Source organism: Paenibacillus sp. FSL R5-0473 (genome assembly GCF_038004565.1).
GTDB lineage: Bacteria > Bacillota > Bacilli > Paenibacillales > Paenibacillaceae > Paenibacillus > Paenibacillus amylolyticus.
Genome location: NZ_JBBORL010000001.1, coordinates 4,167,656 through 4,194,118, shown reverse-complemented (window position 1 = coordinate 4,194,118; position 26,463 = coordinate 4,167,656). Strand labels below are relative to the sequence as shown.

Sequence of the window (26,463 nt, the reverse complement as noted above, 5' to 3'; positions counted from 1 at the left end):
TGGACTTCAGATGATCTACATTTTTTCAGAATGAAGAATCGTCAAAGTCTATAACATCGTTCATGCGCTCATCCTCAGCTACAGATTGAATATCCTCTGAAGTGACACTGATGATTGTATAGTCCTCGTTCTGCTGCTTCTTCACGGCTTTTTCCTTCACAAAACGGGGACTGCCTTCACCGGCATCTTCGTCATAGACGAGCAGAAGACCGTCGCTTTTACGCAGCAACAGGTCATCCCGTGCAGTGAACTGCCACGGCCCGATATAAGGTTGATTGCTAATCGCACCGTAATAGTCCACACCCGAGAGGATGGAACGGTAATACTCCTGCTTGTCTTCTTTCCATTGCTCCTCCGGGTTCTGAAAGGCAGTGATGATCGACAGTTTCAGATGTGGATACGTCTTCTTCAGATCAATGACCACTTCGCAGGCCCACAGGTCCACACCGTATTGTCCCGGCGTCAGCACCCATTCCAGACCATCCTCGACAAGGGGAGTGAGTCGGGAAGAGATGGCTTTTTTGATAAAAGGAATACCTTCATGCTTCTGTCCAAAAATCTGCAATTCATGTGCCCGGTAACCGGTGATTAACAGGTTTTTCAGTGTCCGTTCCTCCTTTCAGGTATGATCAATCGATCAGTGAATTTTCTATATAACGATGCAGTTATTTCGCGGGTGGAGTTTCTGCACGGAACGGATACAGGAATGGCTTTGGAATATCCGTTTCGAATGACATTAACTCATCCGTTGTGGGATGGATAAACGAGAGTATACGTGCATGAAGTCCAAGACGGCCAAGGTCTCTTGTGCGTGCACCATATTTTCTGTCACCGGCAATCGGATGTCCGAGATCTTCCATATGCACACGAATCTGATTTTTACGGCCTGTCTCCAGACGCACTTCCAGCAGGGAGAACTCACGGTTCGACTTCAGACGTTTGTAATGTGTGATGGCATGTTGTCCATCATTCGGACGAGAGCTGGAATACATTTTCAGCGTTTTGGTTTCCTTCAACCAGGAAGAGATGGTGCCTTCTTCTTTGGCTACTGAACCTTCAACAAGGGCAACGTATACGCGGTCCTGCACATTTTCTTTCCAGTTGTTTTGCAGCTTCTGCTGCACCTCTTCACTTTTGGCAAACATCATAACACCCGACGTATCCCGATCCAGACGATGGACAACAAAGATCCGGTTGAGCGGATTGGTGCGGCGCACATGCTCTGTCAGTTGGCGATAAGCCGTCAGGTCATCTGTCTTGTCAGCGGCAATGGACAATAGTCCAGCTTCCTTGCGGATCACAATGATATCATCGTCTTCATGCAAAATGTTAATTCCCGTCAAGGATGGAGCAGCGACTGCACCTTCTTTTCGGATGTAGACAATCTGACCTGGCGTCAGCGCTTCATTAAACTTGGTTACAACCTTCTGATCCACGGATACCTGTCCACGACCCAGAATGGACTTCACTGCGTTCCGTCCTGATTTCAAATGCTGCAACAGGAAATTCAACAGTTCATCCGGTTCGGTCACTTTGTACTGGCGTGGTGGTTCCTGCTTGCGATAGTAGGAATTGCCTGGTCGTTTGGATGCGCTGGCATTTTTGGGTTTGTTGCCTCCAGCTTTCTTGGGTGCACCCGATGATTTCGCGGTTATTGGCTTCTTATTCTCCTCCGTATTGCGTGATGCGGAAGCACCTGATGTTTTGGCAGATGAGAAGTTGGACTTGCCGGAACGTGCTGAAGATGAACCTGTATAAGATTTCCCCTTGGCCGAGGCCGATGTCTTGCTGGTTGGACGTTTGCGTTTATTCATGAATAGTAATCTCCTTCTGAACAGCCTGTACCGCTTGTGTGCATACGATCCGTTCATTTTCGTTATGCAGTTCAATATACCATTAACAGTCGACAAATAAAAATAGGTTCATGCAATCTGCTATACATCCAATCATAAGAGTAGTGAGATTCATAGGATAGGGTATCCCATAGCATTGGAGGTGTTATCATGGGCGTGTTTCTCGATATGAGAACTTCGATGAACTCGGCAACCGTAGGACAGCCCGGTTTGTCACTGTCAGATTCCCCGACAGCTTTTGGCACCATTGGTCTACAGACGCAGGGTGTGGTGAATCCCATTATTACGTTGAACGGGACAGTAGGTGTTACGGGGGAACTGGGAGATACCTTTGTTGTGGAGCTTGTGCGAGGTTTTTTATATGATCCTTTCTATATCATCTACCGTGCTGAAGGTACGATTGGACAGAACGGAGGTGCCGAATTCCATTCGTTCACAGCTCAGGATCTGTCTGCACCACCAGCATTGGAAAGTGTGTATACTTCGTTCATCTCGGGGGTGTCCACAGCAGTAAGAACCGGGCCGGAGATGTTATACGGTATTGCAGCCACCGGTTAGTAGTGAAAGCCGAAATATAACAGGCAGAGTGCTTCGTCATCACTTCTGTTGACGGCAGAGTTCGCTTCATACCCCAGATACGCAAGACAATGCAACGATAGGTTTCGACTAGCGCTCAGCAAGAAACCCCCGGCTCAAGAAGTCGGGGGTTTTTGCCGTACAAGCAACTGCACGTGTCAATACAAATCACGAAACTAAAGTTTGAAACTGTCCAGGATCAGTTGGCACGGCCTTTCAGAATGATGTTGTTGGCTTTGCCAAAGTCAATGGCCACTTTGCCTGCAAGTGCAGCTGTTCGCTCCGCAAGGATAACCGCATTGACGCCACAGGAGAAGAGAGCGACATCGAAGGTATGTTGATTATTCTGAATCCAGTGCAGCGTTTCATCCATTTGATCATAGCTGTCGAAGGGCAGGGCAGTCACAATGTTCAGATTATACGGATCACGTTCGAGCATGACACGCAGTGCCTCAATCTCACGAGTTACGAGTAACACACGCTTGCTTGCAAGCATCTGCCAGAAACGCGGGTTCTGCGCCAGTTCCCGATTAACACAGGCGTGACAAGTCATCGGAGGAGAGATGCCAAAGTGTGCAAATACCATATCGGTCAGGGGTCTTTTGAGATAATCGGGAGCATTAATGGTGCTGTCACCACAAGGAAGAATGCCCACGATATCGGCACGTTGCAAGGAAGCGGCGACTTCATCCCGTAGTTTCGGGTTGGGAAGACGAAGTCCCTTTTGCCCTAGGTTGGCTTTCTTGGCCCAACGCTCCTGAAGGACCTGTTCCGTGGGCCATACGGTTTCTTGAGACATGACGATATTCTCGCCATCACCGACTCTTACAAGAGACAGCGGTCGGTGTTCCAGAAGTGCCGCTTCGAGCTGATCAAGCACACCTTCCATTTCAAGATAGATCGAATTCATTTGATGGGTTGCCTCCTTTGAAAATTGAACTGTTCTATTCTATGTTGCGACTACCGTAACGATATGTACGTTCGACCCAAAGGGCGCCATCCTTAGTTGAATATCAATCTATTTATATGAAAGTTAGTACATCTGTCGGTACCGCTTCTATCAACGTTTCATACGATATAGAGTGCTGGATTCACAAGCGAGATGTCGCTTGTAAGCGATCAGATAGATAGAAGATGGTTTTCGTAGGAAGACGGCATCAAAACTATGAAAACAGTCTGTATCCGACAAACGGAACTTGCAGCGTTCATGAGGAGGAATGTTATGTCCAGGAAAGTTGTGATTGAGATTAACTTCAACAATTATGGGATGGACCCGCAGCGATTAACGCGGGAATGGCTGGAGCGTCGGATGAGCATCTTCCGCACGTTCACATTGCATTGCCTGAAGGCACAGACGAATCAGGATTTCCTCACAGTGGTGAAGTTGTCCAAGGAATCCGGGGAATTAATGCAGGAGATTCTGGCGGGTCAGGAGCCGCTTCCCTCCAATATTCGTTTTGGAACCAATATGGAGAGTGTGCGTGCCATTTTGGCGTTTGCCAATGGTTCGGAGCAACTCTATATTGCCCGTCTGGATTCGGATGATTTATACCATAAAACCTTTGTTCAACAGCTCTACGATATTCAACCACAGCAGCAGACGATGGCATTGATTAACCAGAACGGATATCTGTGGGACAGTGTGAATAACGAGATGGCCCCAGCGTTTCACCGTTCTCCACAGTTCTATGTCTACTTATATAAGACAGCCGAATACGTAGCAGGATACCGGGTCAAGCTTCCGGGCAGAGGTACACATGGCAATGTCATTGAACTGCCGCACGAGCTGCTTGCTCCGCGCAATTATGTCAACATCGTGCATTCGAGCAATACTTCAACCAAAAAGGTACCGCCCAAAGACCGGTTAAGCCGGGATGAGATGGCACAGGTACTACGCGAATTCATGATCTGATCAGGGAGGGATTCATCCATGATTCAAGGACAAACGATTCTGATCACCGGAGGAACGGGCTCCTGGGGTCAAAAGCTGACCGAGGTGCTGCTGGAGCAGGACCCGGCTGAGATTCGCCTTCTGTCACGTAATGAATACGCCCAGATTGCGATGCAGCGAGAGTTCAACCATGATCCGCGTCTGCGATTCATCATTGGGGATATCCGCGATTATCGGGCAGTGGAAGATGCATGCAGAGGTGTGGATGTGCTCTTCCATCTGGCTGCGCTGAAGCACGTTCCGGTCTGCGAGGACCAACCTGATGAAGCATTCAAGACCAATGTAATCGGGACGCAGAATATTATTCGGGCTGCGATACGTATGCAGGTTGCCAAAGTCATCGATGTGTCCACCGATAAGGCAGTAGATCCGATTAACGTATATGGCATGACAAAGGCTTTGGGTGAAAAAATGATGATCCGTGCCAACTGGCTAAGTGAAGGTACCCGGTTTGTCTGCATCCGCGGGGGCAATGTGCTTGGAACCAGCGGCAGTGTTGTGCCTTTGTTCCGGCGTCAGATCGATGAAGGCAAAAGCCCGACCATTACAGACAAAGGCATGACCCGTTTTTTCCTGACGCGTACCGAAGCTATACATTTACTGCTTAAGGCGGCTGAGGCGGCCGTGGGCGGAGAGACTTTTGTGATGAAAATGAAAGCTTGCAAGATGACGGAACTTGCATCCGTCATGTTGGAACAGGCAGGTCGTCCATCCTTCGATTATAAGGTGACGGGAATACGTCCAGGCGAGAAATTGCATGAAGTGTTGATCTCGCCCTTTGAAGCGCCGCGTACGTACCAATACGATGCGCAGTATTATGTCATCCTGCCAGAGCACAAGGACAAGAGCCTGACGGATCAGTACAGCAGTCTGCCACGTGTGAACTTCTCCGAGTATCGCTCGGACAGTGCCATGATGAACAAACCAGCGATTGCCCGGTTTTTGCGTGCAGGTGGCTATATCGATTAGGGTGTGTCTCAAAACTCGTTCGGAGTTTTCAGACACACCCACCGAGGGGAGGCGGAGCGTTTGGAGGTGGAAGGAATGGAAGAAAATCATCAACACAACCAGCACGAAGGTAATGAAGAGTTACAGCAACGTGCCCTAATACAACATATTAATGACCGCTCCCTAAAAGCTGTTGTCATTGGTCTCGGTTATGTTGGTTTACCCATGGCTGTAGAGATGGCACAGGCAGGTTATCAAGTCCACGGGATTGACATCGATACTTCCAAGGTAGCCAAGCTGAACGCCGGGCATTCGTATGTCATAGGTATAGAAGATGATGTTGTGCAGTCGCTTATGCAGGCTGGATTATTCACGGCAAGCACCGATTATGCAGCGGTGGCACAGGCCAATGTCATTGTGATCTGTGTGCCCACCCCACTGACCGCCGAGCATCAACCGGATATCTCGTATATCTCGGCGGCGGTGGATGGCATGACTCCGTATTTGCAGGAAGGCAGCCTGGTTATATTGGAAAGCACGACCTATCCGGGCACAACGGAGGAACGCGTCAAACAACCGATTGAAGCGTCAAACGGCTGGCGAGCTGGAGAACAGTTCTACGTCTGTTATTCTCCAGAGCGGGTAGATCCGGGCAGTGTGCATTATGGTGTGAAAAATACCCCGAAGATTATTGGCGGTTCGACACCCGCTTGTCTGAATTATGGTAAACAGTTCTACGGCTCGTTCCTCAACGAAGTTGTTCCGGTAAGTTCAACAACGGTAGCGGAGACAGCAAAGCTGTTCGAAAATACATTTCGCAGTGTCAATATTGCACTCGTGAATGAGCTGACCCCGGCCTGTGAACAGATGGGGGTAAACATCTGGGAAGTACTGAATGCGGCGGCAACCAAGCCGTTTGGTTATATGCCATTCTATCCCGGTCCCGGCATCGGAGGGCACTGTATTCCAATCGATCCGATCTATCTGTCCTGGGCTGCAAACCGTCAGGGATCGGAGCTGCAATTCATTCAGCTGGCGGATGCAACCAATCGGCAAATGCCAGAGAGAGTGGTGAAGCGTGCCTCGGAGCTGCTGGAGCAGAATGGTGTAACTGGGCGAGGAGCACGTGTTGTACTGGCGGGTATGGCTTATAAAAAAGACATTGACGACTTGCGCGAATCGCCAGCATTGGACGTTTTTCGGCTGCTGAGTGCAGCCGGCGCAGATGTGGTTTTCACCGATCCAATGGTGCCTGTCTTCCGCAAGGATGACGGTACAGTGCTTCAATCCCGGCCGGCTACGCCGGAATTGTGGACAGGAGCTGATCTGGTGATCATTACCACGGATCATTCGGCATTCGATTATCAGGAGATGGCAGATCATGCAAAGCTGATTTTTGATACACGCAATGCAACGGCTGGATGTTTCGGGGGAAATATTGTGGTGCTGGGTCAGCCGGTTCACCGAGTGAAAACGGGAGAAACCTATGGCGAATCATGATCGAGTGAGTGAACGCTACTATGGCGAGATTAATTCGGAGGATTCTCATGAAGCGACGAGAACGCGTATCCACTGGATGTGCCGTGAGGCGACAGGCAAACGCATCCTGGATGTTGGGTGCAGTCAGGGCATTACGTCCATTCTGCTGGCACGTGAAGGGTTTCGTGTAACAGGGATTGATCTGGAAGAAGAAAGTGTCCGATATGCGCAAGCTGAGCTTGCCAAAGAGTCTAGGCCAGTTAGGAACAATGTGGATTTTCGAATGCTGGATATTACGCAATGGAAAGTAAGGTCTACCTTTGATACTGTGCTGCTTGGAGAAGTGCTGGAACATTTTGCTCATCCGGAGACGTTGTTGATCCAGATTTATCGGCTGTTGCAAGGTGATGGGACGTTGGTTGTGACTGTGCCGTATGGGTATCACCCGTTCTATGACCACAAGCAGACCTTCTATGCGGGAAGCCTGGCGATGTGCCTGATGCCGTATTTTGAAGTCTTGAAACTCGAAGTTCATCATAAATATCTATGTTGCGTGGCCCGCAAACGGCGGAGTACACAACTGCATATGTCGCCCACTTTGGACCAACTGATGGAGTGGATGGAGCTGGATCATGTCCATTTTGCTGAGGTGGAACATCAGCACCTCCGCGTAATGAAACAGCGCAAGAAGGCACTGGACAGTGCGGTGGAGCAGGTGAAACGCCTTCGCCGTCAGGAGAGTGGGGAAGGGTAGCTATGAAGGTAGGGACAGCGGCAAGGGCAGGGGTATTCTAACAAATCGCACACGCCTTATTTTGATGATTTTGGAGAAATGAGAAATGTAACGAATCTCAGCGACGTTATTTCATCTGAAAGCTGCGATAAACGACGAATGGATGCCTATAATGCGAGAATAGCGGGTCTCAGATTCGTTACATTTACCAGGTGGCTGAAATACACCAAATAGCGTCACCTCAGTTCGTTAGCCACAGTGAAGATGAAATAAATTCTTTATTGAACTTTGAGATTTGGGAGAATGAGTGTGAAAGCAGCCTCTTGTAGTGGTAGCGCTGATTCTTGGTTTACAAGTTAATCGTAAGTTTGAAGAGAAAATTGGAGTGGCTTAGTACCAGTACCTGGTCAATGAAAGAACAAACCCGTTATGACATTTCGCAATACGCGTACGACAGGAAGGGGCTCAAAACGTGATCACCATCAGTCTGTGCATGATTGTGAAGAACGAGGAACGCACGCTGGCGCGCTGTCTGGACTCGGTTGTCGGCATCGCGGACGAGATCGTCATTGTGGATACCGGTTCATCGGATCGCACGATGGACATCGCTGCGCAGTATACCGACCAGGTCTACACGTATGAATGGAAGGAAGACTTTGCCGCAGCGCGGAATGAGTCATTCGCCAAGGCCACGCAAGAGTATATCCTATGGCTGGATGCGGATGATGTGTTGTTGCCCGCGGAACGGGCGAAGCTGGAGGTGTTGAAGCAGCAGCTTCCGTCAGGGGGGAAGACGGAAGCTGTGATCTTGAACTACACGCTGGCCGAGGGAGCGGAGGGGAGTCCACTTGTGACGGACCGACGCCTTCGCCTGGTCAAGTGGGATGCCGGGTGCCGCTGGCATGGCCGGCTGCACGAGCAGCTTAGCTTCCCGCGGGGCGAGGTCATTACGGCAGATATTGCCGTCACGCATCGCCGCGAAGCGGGACATCATTCGGCGCGAAACGTGCGCATTCTGCGCAAATGGATCGCCGAAGAGGGCGTAGCCCAAGGTCGCCTGCTATTTTATTATGCAGGCGAATGTTATGACCGCCAGCGTTATGCGGCGGCGGCACGCGGGTACACGAAGCTGCTGGAGCAGCCAAGCGGATACCGCGAGGATCGCCTGATTGCCTGCGCGCGGCAGGCGGAATGTTATGAACGACTGGGTGAGCCGGGCCGTAAGCTCGGAGCATTGCTACAGTCGTTCCAGTATGATCTGCCACATGCCGACTTCTGCTGCGCCATTGCGGCCTGTTTTCATGAACGGCAGGAACCCGTCTCGGCGATCTACTGGTATATGCAGGCGGTGGACGTGAGCAGCCGCGATCCGGGTCTGCGCCCGGTGCCTATGGCTTGCCGTACCTGGCTGCCACATGCCCGTTTATCCCTTTGTTATGCTCATCTGGGCAACTGGGAGCAGGCATTGATGCATAACACCAAAGCCCGTGAGTACTTGCCCAACGATCCCGGGTTGCTTGCCAATCGCCAGAAGCTCGAAGTCGTGGTACGCAAGGAGATGAAGGAGCGGGAAGAACGTGGTGAAGTGTCACCGCGCAAGTAGAGAGACGAACTGGGAGAGATGAGTACAGAAGGGTTTGAAGCGGGATTAGGAAATAGGGGAAATAGATTGAAGTAGAAGTGAAATAACAAGAAAAAATAATCCGTTGCTGGTAGGATGCGATAGGGCGGATCAGTGAAAATAAGGGTTGAGTGTAAATAGAGTGTAAGGCACAATTGCGAGCAGAAGCAGAAGCAGAAGCAGAAGCAGAAGCAGAAGCAGAAGCAGAAGCAGAAGCAGAAGCAGAAGCAGAAGCAGAAGCAGAAGCAGAAGCAGAAGCAGAAGCAGAAGCAGAAGCAGAAGCAGAAGCAGAAGCAGAAGCAGAAGCAGAAGCAGAAGCAGAAGCAGAAGCAGAAGCAGAAGCAGAAGCAGAAGCAGAAGCAGAAGCAGAAGCAGAAGCAGAAGCAGAAGCAGAAGCAGAAGCAGAAGCAGAAGCAGAAGCAGAAGCAGAAGCAGAAGCAGAAGCAGAAGCAGAAGCAGAAGCAGAAGCAGAAGCAGAAGCAGAAGCAGAAGCAGAAGCAGAAGCAGAAGCAGAAGCAGAAGCAGAAGCAGAAGCAGAAGCAGAAGCAGAAGCAGAAGAGGATTAAGAGGTAGAATAGATATGATAGATAAATTATGATGCTGCCATATGTTTAAAGTCCGAGAGCTACGAAGTTGTTAATAAACAAGGATATCAGACCACAATGAAGTATAAGTAAATAAACGATAAAATGCAGAACAAGAGCAGCCCCGCTCAACCGAAAGAGTCGGTGAGAGGGGCTTTTAATGCTTCTCGTGCCGCGTGTATCTCCTGCCATGGTGTAATGAAAGTAGCATTTGGTGAAATTTTCACAAGGCATACAGAGCGTTGGGACTTTTGATATGCGGTGCAGTGAGGATTACTCATCAAGATGAGACCTCGAGTGTTCAGAGCCGTCATATTAGCTGCTAAGTTGTTTTACTTTTCGGGTGCTAGGCATCGCACATACTGGTCCTTCATTCGTAAGCTTTTGCATGCCCAGCCCCATCCATCATATATTTCGTCATCGATATTGAGGGTAATGGTTTCATCCGTATATTCATTCCAGTTTTCAATCCGGAGTGTGCTTTCACTTTCCCATTCGAGATGGTTATTTCCGTGGTGCTTGGCACGATAGATCGTTTTTACCGTGGCGTCCTCAGGTGCATTTGTCTTCTTTACATCGACCCAGATTGTAACGCCGCCTGCCGCACCACCGTAAGGTACACCGTAAATTTCGGCAGTATAGTCACCATTACGTGAAGGCATGTAATAGCTTAATTCTCCTTTCTCAGAACGGTCGAACGTAGAGAAATAAGGACGGAGCCAGAAATACAGGAATACAGCGGCAAACAGTACAAGAATCAACAATGTAAATGTAGTGAGAATAGGGTGTCTACTTATCCAAGGTTTGCGAGAATTTGTATTGGATGAACTTGAATTAGCTTGAGTATTTGAGTCCATAAGGTTGAACCTCCATATGCAGCTTACAGTGAAATTTGCTTTGCAGGAATATAAATGTCCATCTCTCCGTAGTGGTCCTGAGCCAGACTGCCATCAATTCTTTCAAAATAGTAGGGATCACTCTTCTCATACCCCGAATGGCTCTGCCAATATTCATCGATAAATGTCCAGACACTGTCCAGATGATCAATGTTGATCAGACTTGGATGGAAATCACACACAAATTTGAATACGGCATATTGGTTGGCCGGGACTTCAATTCCGTCCAGTTCTTCAGGGATATGATCCAGACTGGTGACCTCTACAGACGGCTGATATGTACTGTAATCCTCGTTAATTTCATTGGTAAATCCGATATATACGTTGGGTTGCAACACGTTAGGAATCGAATGAAAGTGTTTTTCGAAAAAGTCGTTGCCTGCTGAATTGGCTTCATAGTGCTCTTCATTGTCTGCATACCGAATGTGGGATCGTTGCCCAATGAGTTTCATGGCCGGTTTTCGTACATACGTTGGTTTGAAAATATATCCATATGGAAGCGTTGTGATCATGGACGAAGTCATGCGGGCTGTGAATTCAAGGTTTCCAGCTCCCTGTTTGCGATACTGCAGGGGTGTAATGCCGAAGGCTTGTTTGAAAGCACGTATGTAGGATTGTTCATGTTCAAAAGCGTAATGTCCGCTGATATCGATAATCTTCCAGTTCAGATTCACCAATTGCTCCAGGCTGCGTGCCAATTTGCGTGAACGAATGTATTCTCCAGGCAATTGTCCGCTGACATGTTTGAACATGCGATGCAGGTGGAATTTGGATATATGAGTCACAGATGCCAGATGATCCAGCGTTAATTTGTCTTGAATATGGTCTTCTATGTAGTCGAATAGCTTATCCAGTGTGTCTAGCAGATCGTGTTGCATATCAATCTCCCTACTTCTAATAGTACTTACAGCAATAAATGTTCATTTTTTCCTTATCACCGATGATATCATAACCAAGTACATAATTTAATGACAAGATTGGAGAAAGCATCCATGTTTGCTGACAAAAAAAATTATACAACGTTAGGCATGTTAACTCGATTATGGACAATAACGGGCAAGTACCGTATGTTCATCATTCTGTTACTTTTCGCCGCATGTATGGTCTCCCTGATTGAGGTCGGTTATTTGGAATCGATCCGAAGACTGGTCAAAGGCGCGACTGAAGCACAGTTTTCGTTACTCTACTCAGGGTTGATCATAGGCGTTAGCATTGTAGTATTACGATTGATTGTAACCGCATTCATGACGAGGGTCGAGACGTTATTCCAGCAAAAGACATTATTGTCTGTGCAGTCTCTACTCCTCTCATCCTTTAGCAACACAGAGACACGTGATCTGGCGCATTATCATACGGGTGACCTAACCTCTAGGATCTGGACTTCAGCCAAGGAAGCACAGAAGGGGATCAACCAACATGGCATTGAACTCGCCAAAAATATCATTCAGCTGATTCTTGCCTTTGCTTACTTCAGCTGGGTGAACTTGCCGCTGTCGTTGGCTATCATTGCATTCACATTGATCTATCCTCTTGTAACGGTAGGACTTGGTAAACGTCTACAAAGACAGCATGATCAGTTGAATGCCAGCGCAGCGTCAAGAGATGAGATACTGACTGAAATCATCCAAGCCCCGGTTGAGATCCGAAGTTACGGACTCGCGGGTTATGTACACCATCAATTTAAAGGTCGAATGGATCAGGTGTTCAGACATACGATGTCTGTATCTGTGTTACAACGACTTTCGGAAGCAGCCGGACGGGTCTCCACGTATGGTGGCATGATTTTGATTCTTTATCTAGGCGGCATGCAGGTCCTGAATGGACATATGGATGTAGGAGGACTGGCAGCTTTTCTGGTAGCAAGCAGTCAGTTAACACGTCCGATTGAATCGTTATCTGGGTTGTGGAATGATTTTATTGGTTCGGCTTCTCATGCGTCCAGAATCTTTGAGGTGCTGGATTTGGAGAGAAAGAACACGGTTGCTAATACCGGTACAAATACATATGTACGGTCCGATACGCATTTAGGCCAGCTTGAAAAACAATCTAAACCGGCTGGCATCAGCGTGCAGCATGTGTCTTATAGGTATGCGGAGCAAGAAGAAGTGTTAACAGATATTTCTTTTGAGGCCAAGCAAGGAAAGCTTACTGTAATCACAGGGCCAAGTGGATGCGGGAAAACCACGTTATTGAAATTAATAGCTGGATTAGATAGACCTGTTACTGGTTCGATCCAGGTCATGAATCAGAAGAATTCACTAAAGGATATGCACGAAGTTCAGACAGGGAATGTCAATCAGGTGTATGTTCCGCAACAAGCCTTTATTTTCACAGGAACAGTGGAAGAGAATATTGTTTTTGGACAAGAAGGGATATCTGCCGATCAAGTAAAGGTTGCGGCCCACATGACGCATGCACATGACGCGATTATGCGTCAATCGCTCGGTTATGGGACAGAGCTTCAGCCACAAGGCGGGACGATGTCGGGTGGTGAGCTTCAGCGTATTAGTCTAGCCAGAGCGATGCTGAGGAACCCGGATATTCTATTGTTGGATGAACCGACGTCATCTCAAGACCCGTGGCATGAGCAACGATTGAATGATCTCTTTGCCCGAATCACTGCTGACAAAGGCACAACGGTTATTGCAATTACTCATCGATTATCGCTGATAGAACGGGCAGATCAGGTCATATATATTCAGAAGGGACGCGTCGAAGATACGGGGACTCATCGTGAATTGCTGGATCGTCCAAACGGATATCGAAGTTATATTGCGGAGCAGGATACGGAAGTGGAGGAACAGCATGAGTAACAAGATTGAAGATGCAGCATATGCCGATGACGTTGAAATGAAAAGCAGTCATGAGAAAAGCGGAGCATATGAGATAAATGAAAATAATGAAAATGAAGCTCATCATCAGATGAACGAAAGTGATGTTCCAGATGACCCAAAACAAGCTGTATCATTGGCAACGGTATGGCCCGTTATTTTTCGCTGGATGAAGCCTTATGGATTAGCTGTAGCGATCTTGTTCATTTTTATCGCAGCAGATGCGGTCTTTGATTGGGGACTAGCCTTTGTACAGGGATTCTTCGTGGATGCTATTCATGATGGGGGACAGGAACAGCTTAATGCCACCGCAATGATTTTCATCGCCATTCTGGCAGGATTTATTGTATTGCTCGCGATGCATCGTTATGTGCTGGTATGGCTCAAGGAATCAATGCAACGGGATATGTCCATGGATCTGTTGAAACTGTTAAACCGGATGCCCTATTCCTGGGTGCGTAGACAGAAGTCCGGGGATGTGATGCTTCGCATCAAGGAGGACACGAAGCATGGTGCAGAAGTTGTGGAGGCTATTGCAGAGGGTGTTACGGTTGTATTCATCATTGCTCTATCGCTGGGATACTTGTACAGAGCAGATGCATGGGTTGCAGTTATCGCCTTGGTAAGTGCAGGGGCAATCTGGTTCACGGCGAGGTTGTATGATCAGCGAATTGTACATCTGTCCGATGAGGTCGAATCCAGGGAAGGCGAGTCCCAGGAACAGATCCAACAGTATGTTGAAGGGATACCGGTGATTCAGATGTATAATGCTTCACCGTGGTTTCTCGCTCGTTTTCGGACACAACAGCAAGCACTGAATCGTGTTCAGGCCAAGTTGCAGATGACCCTGAGCATGTCGGATAACGTGGCGATGGCGGTGTTTGGTTTGGCTCAATTGGCAGCGTTGTTCCTTATTGCTTTGTCAGCGGCTAGGGGAACTTTGTCTCCGGGCATGGTTGTTGCAAGTAGTCTGCTGTTTGAACTGGTGGTGTGGCCAGTACTCGGCTTGTCCAGCCAGTGGAGTCAGATGCAAGCCAGCGTGGGTGCATTTGGACGTATCTCTGCATGGTTGAAATTGGCGGAGAACAAGAAGGCAGACACATCCAATACTAAGCACGAGGAGCTTGCACAGGGAATTTGTACCCAAGATCAAGGGAGTACACAAAAAGGGGCACATAAAGAGAACGAAATTGCTATGCTACGTCTTCAACAGGTTACGGTAAGCGATGAAGACAGTGGTCGGACGATTTTGGATCAGATTACGTTTAATCTGGTTCCTGGTGAACTGGTTGCGGTAGTTGGCGCCAGCGGTGCTGGCAAATCTACACTGTGCCAAGTGTGTGCGGGGTTGATCGAGCCAACAAACGGAAGCGTATTGCTGGGTGATAAACATGTTGCAGAGTATGTAGAGATAGATGACCAGTCCAGACTGACGTATATGCCGCAGACACCAACTTTTTTCACAGGAACGATTAAAGATAATATTCGTCTGAGTTCAGACGTTACATTGGACAGACTGAAGCTTGCGGCAAAGCAGGCAGGTTTGCATAAATATATTGAGGCACAGGAAGGACAATACACAGCAATGTTGCATGAGAAAGGGGCCAATCTATCTGGAGGCCAACAACAGCGACTGTCGCTTGCCAGACTCTTCTTGAGGTCATCCGATCTGTATATTCTGGACGAACCAACGTCATCCCTGGACATTCAGACAGAACAGAACGTAATGAATCACTTGCTGCACTTTATGAAAGGCAGAATAGGGTTACTCGTCACACATCGTATGGAGGTAGCTCGTCAGTGCTCTCGCATCCTAGTGATGGAACATGGTCGAATTGCCGAGGATGGAACGCATGAACAACTGATGCAGAGGAAAGGATTGTATTATCGTATGAATGCAAAAGGCGATGATACAACATGAATGAATCTGGGGTTAAGATAGTAATGGATACGCTGGAGTTCTTGAGTCAGGATCGGGAAGCACGTCGTTTGTATGAAGAGCGGAAGAAGTATTTGCATGACGAAGCTTCTATGATTGAGTGGCTAACTGAGCCTGAGATACAGTCATTGAAAGGCTAGGAGCGTATACAATACAAACTAGTTGTTAATTAAGCTCTTATTGTATGTTGAAATGAATGCAATCGTTTTGTCCAACTAGGGCAGGACGGTTGTTTTTATTTTGATGAAGGGGCTTCAAACGTTTTACAGTAAAACGCGGTTGCTCATTCCGGGCTGGGCCGTTAAACTAAAGGGAGCGGCGTTTGCTTGACGGACAAGTCATGAGAACGCCATTTTGTTGTCAAGGATGCGGGATATGAGCCGCTTTCGGATGTCAGAATCGGATCGGACCAAGCTGGTGGAAAAACGCCGGTGATAAGTAAGGAGTCTTTACATGAGTGTGCAAACACCTACATTAGAAGAAGCGCAGGGTCTCCTGCAAAAATATTATGGCTACCCCGACTTCCGTGAGGGGCAGAAAAAGATTGTAGCCAGTCTGCTGGAACGTGAAGATACGTTGGGTATTATGCCAACTGGGGGCGGTAAGTCGATCTGTTATCAGATCCCCGCTCTGTTATATTCGGGTCTGACACTTGTTGTTTCCCCGTTGATCTCATTGATGAAGGACCAGGTCGATGCGTTGACGACCGCCGGAATTGCTGCCGCGTATATTAATAGTACACTTAGCGGCAAAGAAGTGAATGATCGCATCCGCGCGGCGCAGCGCGGTGAGCTGAAGTTGCTCTATGTCGCGCCTGAGCGACTGGAGCTGGATTGGTTCCGCGAGGAGATGGGCTATTTGCCGATCTCTTGCGTTGCCGTGGATGAGGCCCACTGTGTATCGCAGTGGGGACATGATTTTCGGACAAGCTACCTGGCAGTAGCGCCGTTTGTGGATAGTTTGCCGGAGCGGCCGGTGGTTGCGGCCTTTACGGCTACAGCGACGCCCGAGGTCATGGGCGATATTCTGCGGTTGCTGCGTTTGCAGGACCCGCAGACATATGTGACTGGACTTGGGCGGGATAATCTGGCGTTTAGCGTGCTGCGCGGCGAGAGCAAGAAGGACTTTGTCCTGAATTATGCGCGCGAGCATGCCAGCGAGCCGGGGATTATATACGCCGCGACTCGTAAGGACGTGGACGATCTGCATCAGCGTTTGTTGCAGGCGGGATTGCCCGCAGGACGTTACCATGCCGGGATGACGGACGATGAACGGTCCCAGAGCCAAGAAGCTTTTTTGTACGATGATATTCGAGTGATGGTGGCGACCAATGCGTTCGGGATGGGAATTGATAAGTCGAACGTGCGTTACGTTATTCATAACAGCATGCCGAAAAATATGGAGGCATACGTGCAGGAAGCCGGACGTGCAGGCCGGGATGGAGAGCCAAGCCAGTGTATTCTGTTATTCGGGGCACAGGACATTATCACCCAGAAGTTCCTGATTGAGCAGAATCCGATGGACGGCGACCGCAAACAAAATGATTACCGGAAGCTGCAACAGATGGTGGATTACTGTTACACAACGCGTTGTCTGCGCAGTGCGCAACTCGATTATTTCGGTGAGGTGCATGACGATACACCTTGCGGTACTTGCAGTTCCTGTACGGACGACCGCGAGTTGGTAGACATGACGATTGATGCACAGAAAATATTCAGCTGCATTCACCGCATGCGTGAACGGTATGGTGTATCGCTGGTCGCTTCGGTGCTCAAAGGCTCCCGTGCCAAAAAAGTGCTTGATTACGGCTTCAACTCTCTGCCAACTTACGGCGTGATGGGTAATCGGACAGAGCGCGAGATATCGGAGATCATCAACGTGATGGTATCCGAAGGATATCTGATGCTGTCTGAGGGACAGTATCCGGTTGTGCGTTTGCAGCCACTGGCGGTGGAAGTGCTCAAAGGCCAGCGTGAAGTGATGCAACGTGTCGTCCGCAAGACAGCGGCGACGGCTTCGGGTACGAACTATGGTGGACGCCGCGGACGCGATGCGATGCCATCTGCGGTTAATGAGACGGTATTTGAACAGCTTCGTCTGATCCGGCGTGATCTGGCGGCGAAAGAGCATGTACCATCGTACATTATCTTCAATGATGCGACCCTGCGTGAGATGAGTGTGGTATGTCCACAGACAGAACGTGACATGCTGGATATCAAAGGGGTCGGTGAGGTCAAGTACCGCAAGTATGGACTGCCGTTCCTGGAGTTTTTCCAGAAGCAATCGGGCGAAGAAGTGGATACAGATGATGATGCGTTTTACGAGTATGAGTGAGTATGATCAATTATGAGCGAGTTTAGCTGGCTGTTATGGAGTGAGAATTTTTTTGCATTCGCCATTTCAAGTCTTGAAGTTCATGACACGTAAAGCTTAATTGATCAAAAAGTTGATGGATATGCTTCATGCAAGTCGATGGTTCGTCCATGATACGGGGGAAGCGTTCGGCAGGAGGTTCGAGGCTAAAGCCTAAAGGCTCAAGGCAGTAAAATGTGGATATCGAATTGTGGATGGAATGCGAATGAGGTCTTTTACAGGTTGAAGTTGGTTGTCTTGTCTCTGTAGAGTGGACAAATGGTGGCGAATTGTCTTTCAAAGGGTGGACATTGGCGTTAGGAATGGCTGACCGTATCGTATACAGCATGTAGTTTTATTATATGTGTTTCATACTGTATGTTGTGGTTTGAGTTTGGCGGGGTGTATATGTCTTTTTGAAAAGAGTGTCCACTCTTTGAAAGACAAAAGTTGGATATGTCCATGAGACATGGAATGGCTAGTTCAAAAGAGGTTTAGATGAACAGCGTCCGGGGCAGGATGGCTGTGCAGCTTTCTTTTTACCAAAAATATATGGTCTGGGTGTCCAGGCAAAGGTTGTGAACCATGAAGGTTATTCTTTCTACATTAAATGCAAAGTACATCCATACCTCCTTGGCCTTGCGGTGTCTGAAGGCATACAGTGAGAAGGATTTTGATATTGACCTGGCGGAGTATACGATCAAGGACCCGGTGATGAATATTGTGTCTGATCTGTATCAGCGCGGCGCGGACGTGATTGGTTTCTCGTGTTATATCTGGAACATCGAAGAGACGATCAAGGTCATTGATAATCTGAAAAAGGTTATGCCGAACGTGAAAATTCTGCTGGGCGGGCCGGAAGTGTCCTACGACACGGAATATTGGATGAACCGGATTCCCAATGTGGATTTCATCGTGATGGGTGAAGGGGAAGAGACGCTGCATCAGCTTTTGATGGAGCTGGAAGGAAGCAAGAAGTTCCACTTTGTCTATGGACTGGCATATCGCAAAGGGGAAGAGGTCATTCTCATGCCAGGACGCCCAAAAGCGGATCTGAACGATCTGCCATCACCGCACCGTTTTGATGAGGATATCCCGGAGCTTGGGAAACGGGTTGTTTATTTTGAGACCAGTCGGGGCTGTCCGTTCAGTTGTCAGTTCTGTCTGTCCAGTATAGAGGTCGGCGTGCGCTATTACGATATTGAGCGGACGAAGTCGGACATTCTGTACCTGATTGAGAAGGGCGCAAAGCTGATTAAGTTTGTGGACCGGACGTTTAACATTAAGCGGGATTATGCGCTCGAAATGTTCAAATTCCTGATTGAGAATCATCAGGGGACGGTGTTTCAGTTTGAAATTACGGCGGATATTATGCGTCCCGAGGTGCTTGATTATCTGGCAGAGAATGCGCCGCCGGGCACATTCCGGTTCGAGATCGGAGTTCAGTCTACGAATGATCCGACAAATGAACTGGTGAAACGTCGCCAGAACTTTACCAAGCTTAGCCGGACCGTGAACAAGGTGAAAGCCAGTGGCAAAATCGACCAGCATTTGGATCTCATCGCCGGATTGCCTGAGGAAGATTACAATACGTTCCGCAAAACGTTTAACGATGTGTTTGCACTGGGGCCGGAAGAGCTTCAGCTGGGATTCCTCAAAATGCTGCGTGGTACAGGTCTGCGTCTGGATGCGGAGAAGTATAACTATACGTACATGGATCACGCGCCGTATGAGATTCTGGGCAGTGATGTGCTCCCGTTCAGCGACATCGTGCGCTTGAAACGGTTGGAGGATGTGCTGGAGAAATACTGGAACGCACACCGAATGGACCATACGCTGAAGTATCTGATGGAGCAAGAGTTCAACTCACCATTTGATTTCTTCCAGGCGTTCGGGGATTACTGGGAAGGTCAGGGGTGGCAGAAGATCGGTCACCAACTGGAGGATCTGTTCACTCGTCTGCACAGCTTCCTGGAGTCGCGCAACACGCCGCATATGGATATCGTGCTCGGCCTGATGAAGCTGGATTATTTCCTCGGCCACAAATACAAACCACGCAAAATCTGGTGGGAAGATCCGCTTCAGAAAGACCAGTGGGCGGGTTATATGAAAACGTTGGCTGAACGTCCAGAAGACGTTCGACTGCCACGTGTTGCCGGCGCCGCAGGCACGGCATGGCTGGAAAGCAGCGGCACGGGTCCGAGTGCCGCTGCGGGAAGTTCGGCTGCTGCCGGAGAAGACTCTGCCGCAGATGCGGCGGGTGTGATCGGCAACGAAGCCGGGGATGCAGCGTCGCTCACTTCGGGCGACGCAACAGGGTCCGCCGCGGATGGAGCGGCGGACATGGTGGACGGCAACGCTTCGCGTGCGTTGCCGATGACCTCGGCCATGACCGCACAGACGGTCATGGGTGCCCGTGCTTTCGCCGACCTTGGTCTCGGCGAAAAGGAACTGCAGAAGCACACCGTATTGGATGTGCTTCCGTTCCGGCTTGAGCGTGTGCTAGCTGGCGCCAGCCCGCTTGCCGCGAAAGGCCGGACGCTGCTGGTCGTTGTGTACCAGCAGCATGAAGGGCAGCAGGCGCAGTATTACACGCTGCCGCTGGGAGAAGAAGCCGCTGCCATGTAGGTGCAGCGGCCTGAGATAAGCTACATGGCTAATTGGTGCCATGTAGCAAGAGGAAGCGCCACGACTATGCGGTCGTGGCGCTTTTTTTGCATGCATCACGGGGTCGCAATCGTGATGCTGCAATGATACCACCGCGCTAATGAACGCGGTGTGTCTCAAGAAAGTGCTGCACCCAGTGGGCGCAGCACTTCATCATTACGAGGCTCGCCGCCATCGTACAAGCCGCGCTCCGATCTACCTTTAACATCATACATGTTCCGAAAGCATCGGAAGGTCATCTGACTCCTATACGGGATGAAGAATGATCTTCCTTTTTTTGTTTTCGAAATTCCCATAGAATCACATACCCAATTCAGTCAAAGGATAGTTTCGTATGAATGATAAGGCCAAAACTGAAGAGACAAACACAGTAACTAAAGGTTCAGCTGACTCATTGCATGTCCATATTCCCTATAACGCTGTACATATTCAACGCATTCGTCAGTTAAAGGGTAGACGGTGGAGCCAAATAAGAAACTGTGGATCATTCCTACTCTATTGCAACCATCCAGGATTTAACGAACCATTTTGATGCAGTATATGTGCAGATTACTACCCGGCCAGATGAGTTGTATAGTTTTTGTATAGATTCAATCGTTAAAATATGAGTTGCAGAAACTGTGGGGAATTGTCGAGAATATAACCCGATGTTAATTAGAAGAGATTGGATGGAAAATAGAGCTCTATTTTTGCAATCCAACATGAGGTAACTTCATAAATTGATAATTAAATTAGGGGGATCATCGAAAAAAAGAAAAACATTTGCTCATATGAAAGTGCTAAAAAGGATTTGTCTACATCAGAAAGTCTAAAAAAGAATTGGGGGAAAGGTACGTGTCAAAACAAAGCAACAAGTTCTTTAAGAAAAAGCATGGAGCATTATTTCTCGCAGCGGCTCTGACCGTGGGCGGTTTACCACCAGCAATGTTCCCGACGACAGCAAGTGCAGCTGATGCAGGCGAAGCTTTAATATCCACATCAGGTGGTACAACCAGATACGATATTGTGGACGGAGAGCAATCGTCCGAGGCCGTTATTGATCCTGGAATTCTGATTCAAGACTCCCCTTATACAATAAATCTGGACGCTGCGACCGTGCTGCTTGAAAATTTTCAAGCAGGGGATCAATTGACATTTACCGCAGCGACAGGAATCACAGGAACATATAATCCTGCGAATGGTGTCTTGACGTTGAAGGGAACTGCTTCAGCGGAAGCCTATAATCAGACATTATCGACTGTTGCGTTCTCAACAACCTCCAGTAATACGTCAGTCAGAACCGTTAGGTTTGCCTTGGGTGATGCCCTTCCAAATGATGCTAACGGCCATTTTTATAAATATATCAATAAGAGAAGCAATATTACCTGGGCTGCCGCGAAGAATGAGGCTGCCGCCGACAATTATTTCGGGAGCGAAGGATATCTGGTCACGATTACAGATGCTCAAGAGAATGAGTTTGTAAAAGAAAAGACGTTAGGTCTTGGATGGATTGGTGCACAAGATATCCAACGGAAAAACGGTGAACCCGTAAATACTGGTGACTGGCGTTGGGTAACCGGACCGGAGGGCCAGCAAGATAGCGGGAATGGTCAGAAGTTCTATGAGGGTTATCTGGGCGGCACAAAAATAGGGTATGCAAATTGGGCCGCCAGCGAACCTAATAATTATTCTGGTTTGGAATATGTTGCCCATATTTATGGGCCCGGCAGAGAAGCAGGACATTGGAACGATTACCCTTTGAGCAACAATGTTACAGGGTATGTTATTGAATACGGCGGCATGGCGAGCGACGAAAATTTGGATATCATCGCCGAGAAAACCATTGCTGTTGTCAATAGTACCGATCTTAAGCAAGCCGTTGAAGAAGGGGATCAACTGGACCAAGAAGATTATATGGTAGCGGAATGGCCAGCGTATAAAAAAGCTCTAGAAGACGCCAAAGCCGTGCTTGACAACAAAACCAAAACTCAAGAAGAAGTAGATAAAGCAGTTCAGGAATTGAAAACAGCGAGAGAGCTGCTGAAACCCAGGTTGATCACCGAGCCGAGCGGTGGGCTGGTCAACGTGTCCAAGCCTGAACTCAAAGGTGTGGTAGACCAAGATTCGAAAGTCACCGTTGAATTGAAGGATGAGAACGGCAAAGTGATTGAAACAAGGGAAGTAGAAGCAGATAGTAATGGAAATTGGAGCTTTACCCCGTCGGCAGAATTGCCGGATGGAAAATATACGGTTGATGTAACGGCATTGAAAAATGGAAAAGTGACCAGTCAATCCAAGACAATCGTAGTCGAGTCTGCTCAAAAATCGCATCTTACCGGTCTCGAGCTGAATGCCAACGACGGAACTTCGATACCTTTGTCACCGGCTATTGCTGAGAATACGTACAATTACACTGCTACTACTGCAACGTACAGCGTATATTTCACACCAACACTGGACTCGCTTGCAGGTCTGGATCCGAACGCCAAGATTGAGTTTTCGCTCAACAATGGTGCCTGGACGGATGCAGCCAGCGGTAAAGCAAGCAATGAATTGCCTTTGAATGAAGGCAGCAACACGATTGTTGTTAAGGTTACCGTTAACGGAAGGGAAAAACTCTATACGCTGACCGTCTTCCGTGCATTCAACAATAATGGTAACAGTGGAGGCGGAGGTGGCGGAAGTACAACTCCAACAACGCCAGCAGCACCAAGTACTCCTGAAGCTCCAAAGGGTAATCTCGACGTAACTTTGAACGGCAAAGACGATCCGTTTGCAACAGGCACAACTTCAACTGCAGACGGTCGTACGACAACGTCAGTTAAGGTAGACCCGGACAAGCTGGGTAAAGCTGTATCTGAAGGTACAGGCCAGGATCTGTCGATTCACTCGCCAAATGAAGGGGATATGACGGTTGATGGCTTGACAGCAGACACTTTGAAGAAACTGGGCGATAAGGGCGCAAGCCTGAAAATAAGTAACCCACTGGCCATTTATCCGGTACCTGTCGGAAAAATGAACCTGAATGCTGTCGCCGGTCAATTGGGCAATGCAGCGCTGAACGATATCGGTGTTCGCATCGACATCAAGCGTTCTTCGGATGCATTGATTGCATCTGCGAAGAACAAGGCAGCAGCAGGAGGTTATGAGCTGCTGGTTGATCCGGTTGATCTGGACCTGACGTTTAGCCATGGGGGTCAAACCGTAAAATCCGGTCAATTGAACGGCTATGCGGCGAAATACATCGCTCTCCCGGAAGGCATCGATCCGAACCGGATTACGACGGGTGTTGTAGTGAATCCGGACGGCAGCGTATATCATCTGCCAACCGTTGTAACGAAGATCGGCAATCGTTATTATGCACAAATCCATGATTTGCGCAGCATTGGTACGTACTCGGTAATCTGGAATCCGCAGGATTTCACGGATGTGAAAACCCATTGGGGTCAAGCGGATGTGAATAACATTGCGGCACGACTGGATCTGAAGGGGAACGGGGATAACACGTTCTCGCCGGGACGCAGCGTGACTCGTTCCGAGTTCGCGGAGATCGTGGTCCTCGGCCTGGGTCTGATGCGTCAGGAAGCGTCGCAGAATAACTTCCCGGATGTACCGACTTCCGCCTGGTACGGAAATGCCCTCGCGATCGCGGATGAATTTGATATCGTTCGCGGTTATGACGATGGCAAATTCTACGGCAATCAGCCAATTACAAGAGAGCAGGGCTTCGCAATGGTAGCCCGCGCGTACCGCCTGATTAAATCCGAAGCTGTCGTTAGTCAGAATACTTCTGCTCTGTCCGAATATAAAGACGGTGCGAGCGTATCGAACTGGGCCAAGGCGGATGTGGCGCAATTGATCGAAGCAGGCATCATTCAGGGCGAAGGTACTCATCTCAGCCCGAAAGCTCCGATGACGCGTGCTGAAGTGACGGCACTGATTGCAAGGATGCTGAAAATTACCAATCTAATTGACAAGTAAGCAAGTTTATTCAAACAACCACTGACAGCCTAAAGCCGTCAGTGGTTGTTTTTTATACATTTTCCAGGGGACAGGACATATACCAATAGAAACCGCCAAACTGACGGTTTTTTGTTTTAACAATGCAAGTTCTTGTAGCTAAATGCTCCGTGATTCGGCGATACGTCCATTTCTTTTCGACGTGTAACACAAGCTGCGTGGCCGCATGGCATCATACAGCAGGAGGAAGCGCCACGGCGATGAGGTCGCGGTGCTTTTTTTGCATGCATCACGGCGCAGCTATCGTGATGCACCAAGTGTTTCCACCACGGAATTGTGCTCGTGATGCAGCATTAGCACCACGCTAATGCATGCGGTGCAACCTCCTCGTGAGGTACTGCCCTATTGGGGGCAGCACCTCATCCTCACGCTCTTGCCATTCACAAGCCGCGCTCCGTTGTACCTTTCACAAGTTAAAGCAATCATATAAATCTGAGAAAACATCGTGATATAATCAAAGCAAAATGGATCAAGACAGAAGAGTTAGAGAATATGGATGATTTTACATTACAGATGCCGGTAGCACAGTTCAGATTAGATGAGAAAGCATGGAAAGTGTATTGGCAGGACAGTAAAGGCAAATGGCATTTCATCGATGATATCGAACCGAACGAAGATTTTGAAAGGGGGATTCGTATGATTATTTTTAAACCAATCCAATTAACATTAAAAGATCTGAATGTCAAACCGGAAACCATCAAAGAGACAGATGCTTTCTTTAGTTGGCATGTAAACTTTTTCACGTTATATGGTAGAAAACATTATGTGTTTATGAATGATTTTTCCAGATTAAGTTTAACAGTCAATGGGATTAGAACAAATCAGGCGAGTAAACTGGCAGGAATCTTTAAAGAAAATTTGGAGGCCTATTTCGCTGTTGAGGAAATTCCTGATAACTTGGCGAACTATTATTTAGATAAATGTAACGAGAAGACGATAACCAAAACAGATAGTCGAAGTGTTATAAGTACCATGAATGAAATCATGCTTGTGATCAAGTCGTTTGAAGGGGAAACTGATAAATTTAAAGACAAAGATACACGACACAAGTGGAACAATAGATTCATTTACAAACCCATCGACTATAAAGAGCCAATTGATGTATTTGTTAAAGAGCTTCAGGCAAGGGCTGAGATGGAGAGTTAGATAATCAACCAGGCGAGCAAGCGAGCAGCAATAACAATATAAGGAGGCCACAGAATGGATTTGAAGACGTACCTGGCAGAGCATTTTCCTAACTTAATTTTAAAACCGCCTCTATTCTATGCTTGGGACGTTTCAATACGATTCGAACTTGGTAATCCTCTGATGTTTAGATTAAATAAAGAGCACTATATGGAACAAGTTTATTATCGATCGCTTGAATTATTTCAGGCTCTCCATGATCAAGAAGATGAAGTCCTATTCATTACTCAAGCTTATTTTGCGGATAAGTCTAAAAACAAAGTGAAGAAGTTAAACCTATACAGGAAATATATCAAGAAGAAAGAGCCGATTAGAGCCTTAAGACACGAGATACTTCCACATTTCGATTGTGAACCGGATGGGCTTCCAGACCCAAACCCTAAGAAGAACATGTATAGGTACTGGACTAGATGTAGAGTTGGGGACTTAAAATATAGTCAGTTCATCAAAGCTATTTGTAATCATGATGTTGGAATGAAACCAATGATCTACCATAGGGTGTATTTCATTAATATAAGTAAGAAAACGATATTTCATATCTATGATGATAGAGGTTGCGATGTTATTTCACCATCTAGAGAAGGGCTAACGGATATCTATAAAGAATTCAATGATTGGATTTTAGAGTATGATCGAGAAAGAATGAACAACGTATTTCTAAGGTAATGGGGAGAAATGATTCAGGCTTTCAGAAGAGTATTGTTTAGCATAACGATCATAAAGAAGATTTAATACCAAACCTTACCGAGAGAATTTTGAGGTCAGTAACTCCAATAAAAGCTGATATCTGGGGAACGCTGCTGTACTCCGGGTTACGGTAAATTTTGCGGTGGATCAACTCATGCGAAG

At 48.0% G+C, this 26,463-nt stretch carries 19 protein-coding genes and 1 pseudogene; 15 read left to right on the top strand and 5 right to left on the bottom strand.

Features of this window, described 5'->3' with window-relative positions; genetic code table 11:
• Window positions 1-25: 25 nt before the first annotated feature.
• Both MKY28_RS18410 and MKY28_RS18405 read right to left on the bottom strand, forming a co-directional pair.
• Window positions 26-604 (bottom strand): DUF1273 domain-containing protein, encoded by a 579-nt coding sequence (locus tag MKY28_RS18410; protein ID WP_036669296.1) that lies wholly within the window; start codon window positions 602-604, stop codon window positions 26-28.
• A gap of 61 nt (window positions 605-665) precedes the next feature.
• A complete protein-coding gene (locus tag MKY28_RS18405; RefSeq protein WP_143781089.1) occupies window positions 666-1,814 on the bottom strand; it encodes an RluA family pseudouridine synthase in 1,149 nt (382 codons plus the stop codon).
• 189 nt (window positions 1,815-2,003) lie between these two features.
• Between MKY28_RS18405 and MKY28_RS18400 the strand changes: the two genes are divergently transcribed.
• On the top strand, window positions 2,004-2,411 hold the full coding sequence (locus MKY28_RS18400; RefSeq protein ID WP_076327225.1) for a hypothetical protein: 408 nt from the start codon (window positions 2,004-2,006) through the stop codon (window positions 2,409-2,411).
• A 217-nt stretch (window positions 2,412-2,628) separates the two neighbouring features.
• Here the strand turns inward: MKY28_RS18400 and MKY28_RS18395 are convergent, their stop codons facing one another.
• A complete protein-coding gene (locus MKY28_RS18395) occupies window positions 2,629-3,339 on the bottom strand; it encodes a GT-D fold domain-containing glycosyltransferase (protein ID WP_340936588.1) in 711 nt (236 codons plus the stop codon).
• Window positions 3,340-3,651: 312 nt separating this feature from the next.
• Here MKY28_RS18395 and MKY28_RS18390 point away from each other — a divergent pair, with 312 nt between their 5' ends.
• The 6 genes from MKY28_RS18390 (at window position 3,652) to MKY28_RS18365 (ending at window position 9,727) form a co-directional block, all read left to right on the top strand.
• Window positions 3,652-4,341, top strand: coding sequence for a glycosyltransferase (locus MKY28_RS18390; RefSeq protein ID WP_340936587.1), 690 nt, complete (start codon window positions 3,652-3,654; stop codon window positions 4,339-4,341).
• Between the two features lie 18 nt (window positions 4,342-4,359).
• Window positions 4,360-5,349: an SDR family NAD(P)-dependent oxidoreductase gene (locus tag MKY28_RS18385; RefSeq protein WP_339286106.1), complete on the top strand. Its 990-nt coding sequence runs from the start codon at window positions 4,360-4,362 to the stop codon at window positions 5,347-5,349.
• 75 nt (window positions 5,350-5,424) lie between these two features.
• On the top strand, window positions 5,425-6,828 hold the full coding sequence (locus MKY28_RS18380) for a nucleotide sugar dehydrogenase (RefSeq protein ID WP_340936586.1): 1,404 nt from the start codon (window positions 5,425-5,427) through the stop codon (window positions 6,826-6,828).
• The gene (locus MKY28_RS18375; protein WP_340936585.1) at window positions 6,815-7,561 is read left to right on the top strand and encodes a class I SAM-dependent methyltransferase; all 747 of its coding nucleotides are present in this window, start codon (window positions 6,815-6,817) and stop codon (window positions 7,559-7,561) included. The genes MKY28_RS18380 and MKY28_RS18375 overlap by 14 nt, the downstream gene beginning before the upstream one ends.
• Before the next feature lie 451 nt (window positions 7,562-8,012).
• Window positions 8,013-9,143 (top strand): glycosyltransferase family 2 protein, encoded by a 1,131-nt coding sequence (locus tag MKY28_RS18370; RefSeq protein WP_340936584.1) that lies wholly within the window; start codon window positions 8,013-8,015, stop codon window positions 9,141-9,143.
• A gap of 173 nt (window positions 9,144-9,316) precedes the next feature.
• The gene (locus MKY28_RS18365; protein ID WP_340936583.1) at window positions 9,317-9,727 is read left to right on the top strand and encodes a hypothetical protein; all 411 of its coding nucleotides are present in this window, start codon (window positions 9,317-9,319) and stop codon (window positions 9,725-9,727) included.
• 350 nt (window positions 9,728-10,077) lie between these two features.
• Here the strand turns inward: MKY28_RS18365 and MKY28_RS18360 are convergent, their stop codons facing one another.
• Together MKY28_RS18360 and MKY28_RS18355 are read right to left on the bottom strand one after the other, a co-directional pair.
• On the bottom strand, window positions 10,078-10,602 hold the full coding sequence (locus MKY28_RS18360; RefSeq protein WP_340936582.1) for a DUF5412 family protein: 525 nt from the start codon (window positions 10,600-10,602) through the stop codon (window positions 10,078-10,080).
• Window positions 10,603-10,625: 23 nt separating this feature from the next.
• Window positions 10,626-11,519, bottom strand: a complete 894-nt coding sequence (locus MKY28_RS18355; protein WP_339198055.1) for an AraC family transcriptional regulator — start codon at window positions 11,517-11,519, stop codon at window positions 10,626-10,628.
• Window positions 11,520-11,633: 114 nt separating this feature from the next.
• On the opposite strand from MKY28_RS18355, the gene MKY28_RS18350 reads away from it, so the two are divergent.
• From MKY28_RS18350 to MKY28_RS18315, 8 genes and pseudogenes are all read left to right on the top strand, one after another.
• Entirely contained in the window at window positions 11,634-13,454 is a 1,821-nt protein-coding gene (locus MKY28_RS18350; RefSeq protein ID WP_340936581.1) for an ABC transporter ATP-binding protein, read from the top strand.
• Window positions 13,447-15,393 carry an ABC transporter ATP-binding protein gene (locus tag MKY28_RS18345; RefSeq protein WP_340936580.1) on the top strand — a complete coding sequence of 649 codons (1,947 nt, stop codon included), beginning with the start codon at window positions 13,447-13,449 and terminating at the stop codon, window positions 15,391-15,393. The genes MKY28_RS18350 and MKY28_RS18345 overlap by 8 nt, the downstream gene beginning before the upstream one ends.
• Window positions 15,390-15,524: pseudogene (locus MKY28_RS18340) on the top strand (Rpn family recombination-promoting nuclease/putative transposase); the annotation flags it as partial. The gene MKY28_RS18345 and the pseudogene MKY28_RS18340, both read left to right, overlap by 4 nt.
• A 340-nt stretch (window positions 15,525-15,864) precedes the next feature.
• Window positions 15,865-17,745: a DNA helicase RecQ gene (gene recQ, locus MKY28_RS18335; RefSeq protein WP_076251653.1), complete on the top strand. Its 1,881-nt coding sequence runs from the start codon at window positions 15,865-15,867 to the stop codon at window positions 17,743-17,745.
• A 603-nt stretch (window positions 17,746-18,348) separates the two neighbouring features.
• Entirely contained in the window at window positions 18,349-20,391 is a 2,043-nt protein-coding gene (locus MKY28_RS18330) for a B12-binding domain-containing radical SAM protein (protein ID WP_340936579.1), read from the top strand.
• An 873-nt stretch (window positions 20,392-21,264) separates the two neighbouring features.
• On the top strand, window positions 21,265-24,390 hold the full coding sequence (locus MKY28_RS18325; protein ID WP_340936578.1) for an S-layer homology domain-containing protein: 3,126 nt from the start codon (window positions 21,265-21,267) through the stop codon (window positions 24,388-24,390).
• 531 nt (window positions 24,391-24,921) lie between these two features.
• Window positions 24,922-25,575, top strand: a complete 654-nt coding sequence (locus MKY28_RS18320; protein ID WP_340936577.1) for a DUF6933 domain-containing protein — start codon at window positions 24,922-24,924, stop codon at window positions 25,573-25,575.
• 54 nt (window positions 25,576-25,629) lie between these two features.
• Entirely contained in the window at window positions 25,630-26,280 is a 651-nt protein-coding gene (locus MKY28_RS18315; protein ID WP_340936576.1) for a DUF3885 domain-containing protein, read from the top strand.
• Window positions 26,281-26,463 lie beyond the last annotated feature (183 nt).

Excerpts from the sequence above, each read along its gene's own strand:
- MKY28_RS18375 (WP_340936585.1), top strand. The coding sequence starts at position 6,815 with ATGGCGAATCATGATCGAGTGAGTGAACGCTACTATGGCGAGATTAAT.
- MKY28_RS18380 (WP_340936586.1), top strand. The coding sequence starts at position 5,425 with ATGGAAGAAAATCATCAACACAACCAGCACGAAGGTAATGAAGAGTTA.
- MKY28_RS18405 (WP_143781089.1), bottom strand. The coding sequence starts at position 1,814 with ATGAATAAACGCAAACGTCCAACCAGCAAGACATCGGCCTCGGCCAAG.
- MKY28_RS18315 (WP_340936576.1), top strand. The coding sequence starts at position 25,630 with ATGGATTTGAAGACGTACCTGGCAGAGCATTTTCCTAACTTAATTTTA.
- MKY28_RS18390 (WP_340936587.1), top strand. The coding sequence starts at position 3,652 with ATGTCCAGGAAAGTTGTGATTGAGATTAACTTCAACAATTATGGGATG.
- MKY28_RS18330 (WP_340936579.1), top strand. The coding sequence starts at position 18,349 with ATGAAGGTTATTCTTTCTACATTAAATGCAAAGTACATCCATACCTCC.
- MKY28_RS18345 (WP_340936580.1), top strand. The coding sequence starts at position 13,447 with ATGAGTAACAAGATTGAAGATGCAGCATATGCCGATGACGTTGAAATG.
- MKY28_RS18385 (WP_339286106.1), top strand. The coding sequence starts at position 4,360 with ATGATTCAAGGACAAACGATTCTGATCACCGGAGGAACGGGCTCCTGG.
- MKY28_RS18350 (WP_340936581.1), top strand. The coding sequence starts at position 11,634 with ATGTTTGCTGACAAAAAAAATTATACAACGTTAGGCATGTTAACTCGA.
- MKY28_RS18360 (WP_340936582.1), bottom strand. The coding sequence starts at position 10,602 with ATGGACTCAAATACTCAAGCTAATTCAAGTTCATCCAATACAAATTCT.
- MKY28_RS18355 (WP_339198055.1), bottom strand. The coding sequence starts at position 11,519 with ATGCAACACGATCTGCTAGACACACTGGATAAGCTATTCGACTACATA.
- recQ (WP_076251653.1), top strand. The coding sequence starts at position 15,865 with ATGAGTGTGCAAACACCTACATTAGAAGAAGCGCAGGGTCTCCTGCAA.
- MKY28_RS18320 (WP_340936577.1), top strand. The coding sequence starts at position 24,922 with ATGGATGATTTTACATTACAGATGCCGGTAGCACAGTTCAGATTAGAT.
- MKY28_RS18395 (WP_340936588.1), bottom strand. The coding sequence starts at position 3,339 with ATGAATTCGATCTATCTTGAAATGGAAGGTGTGCTTGATCAGCTCGAA.
- MKY28_RS18400 (WP_076327225.1), top strand. The coding sequence starts at position 2,004 with ATGGGCGTGTTTCTCGATATGAGAACTTCGATGAACTCGGCAACCGTA.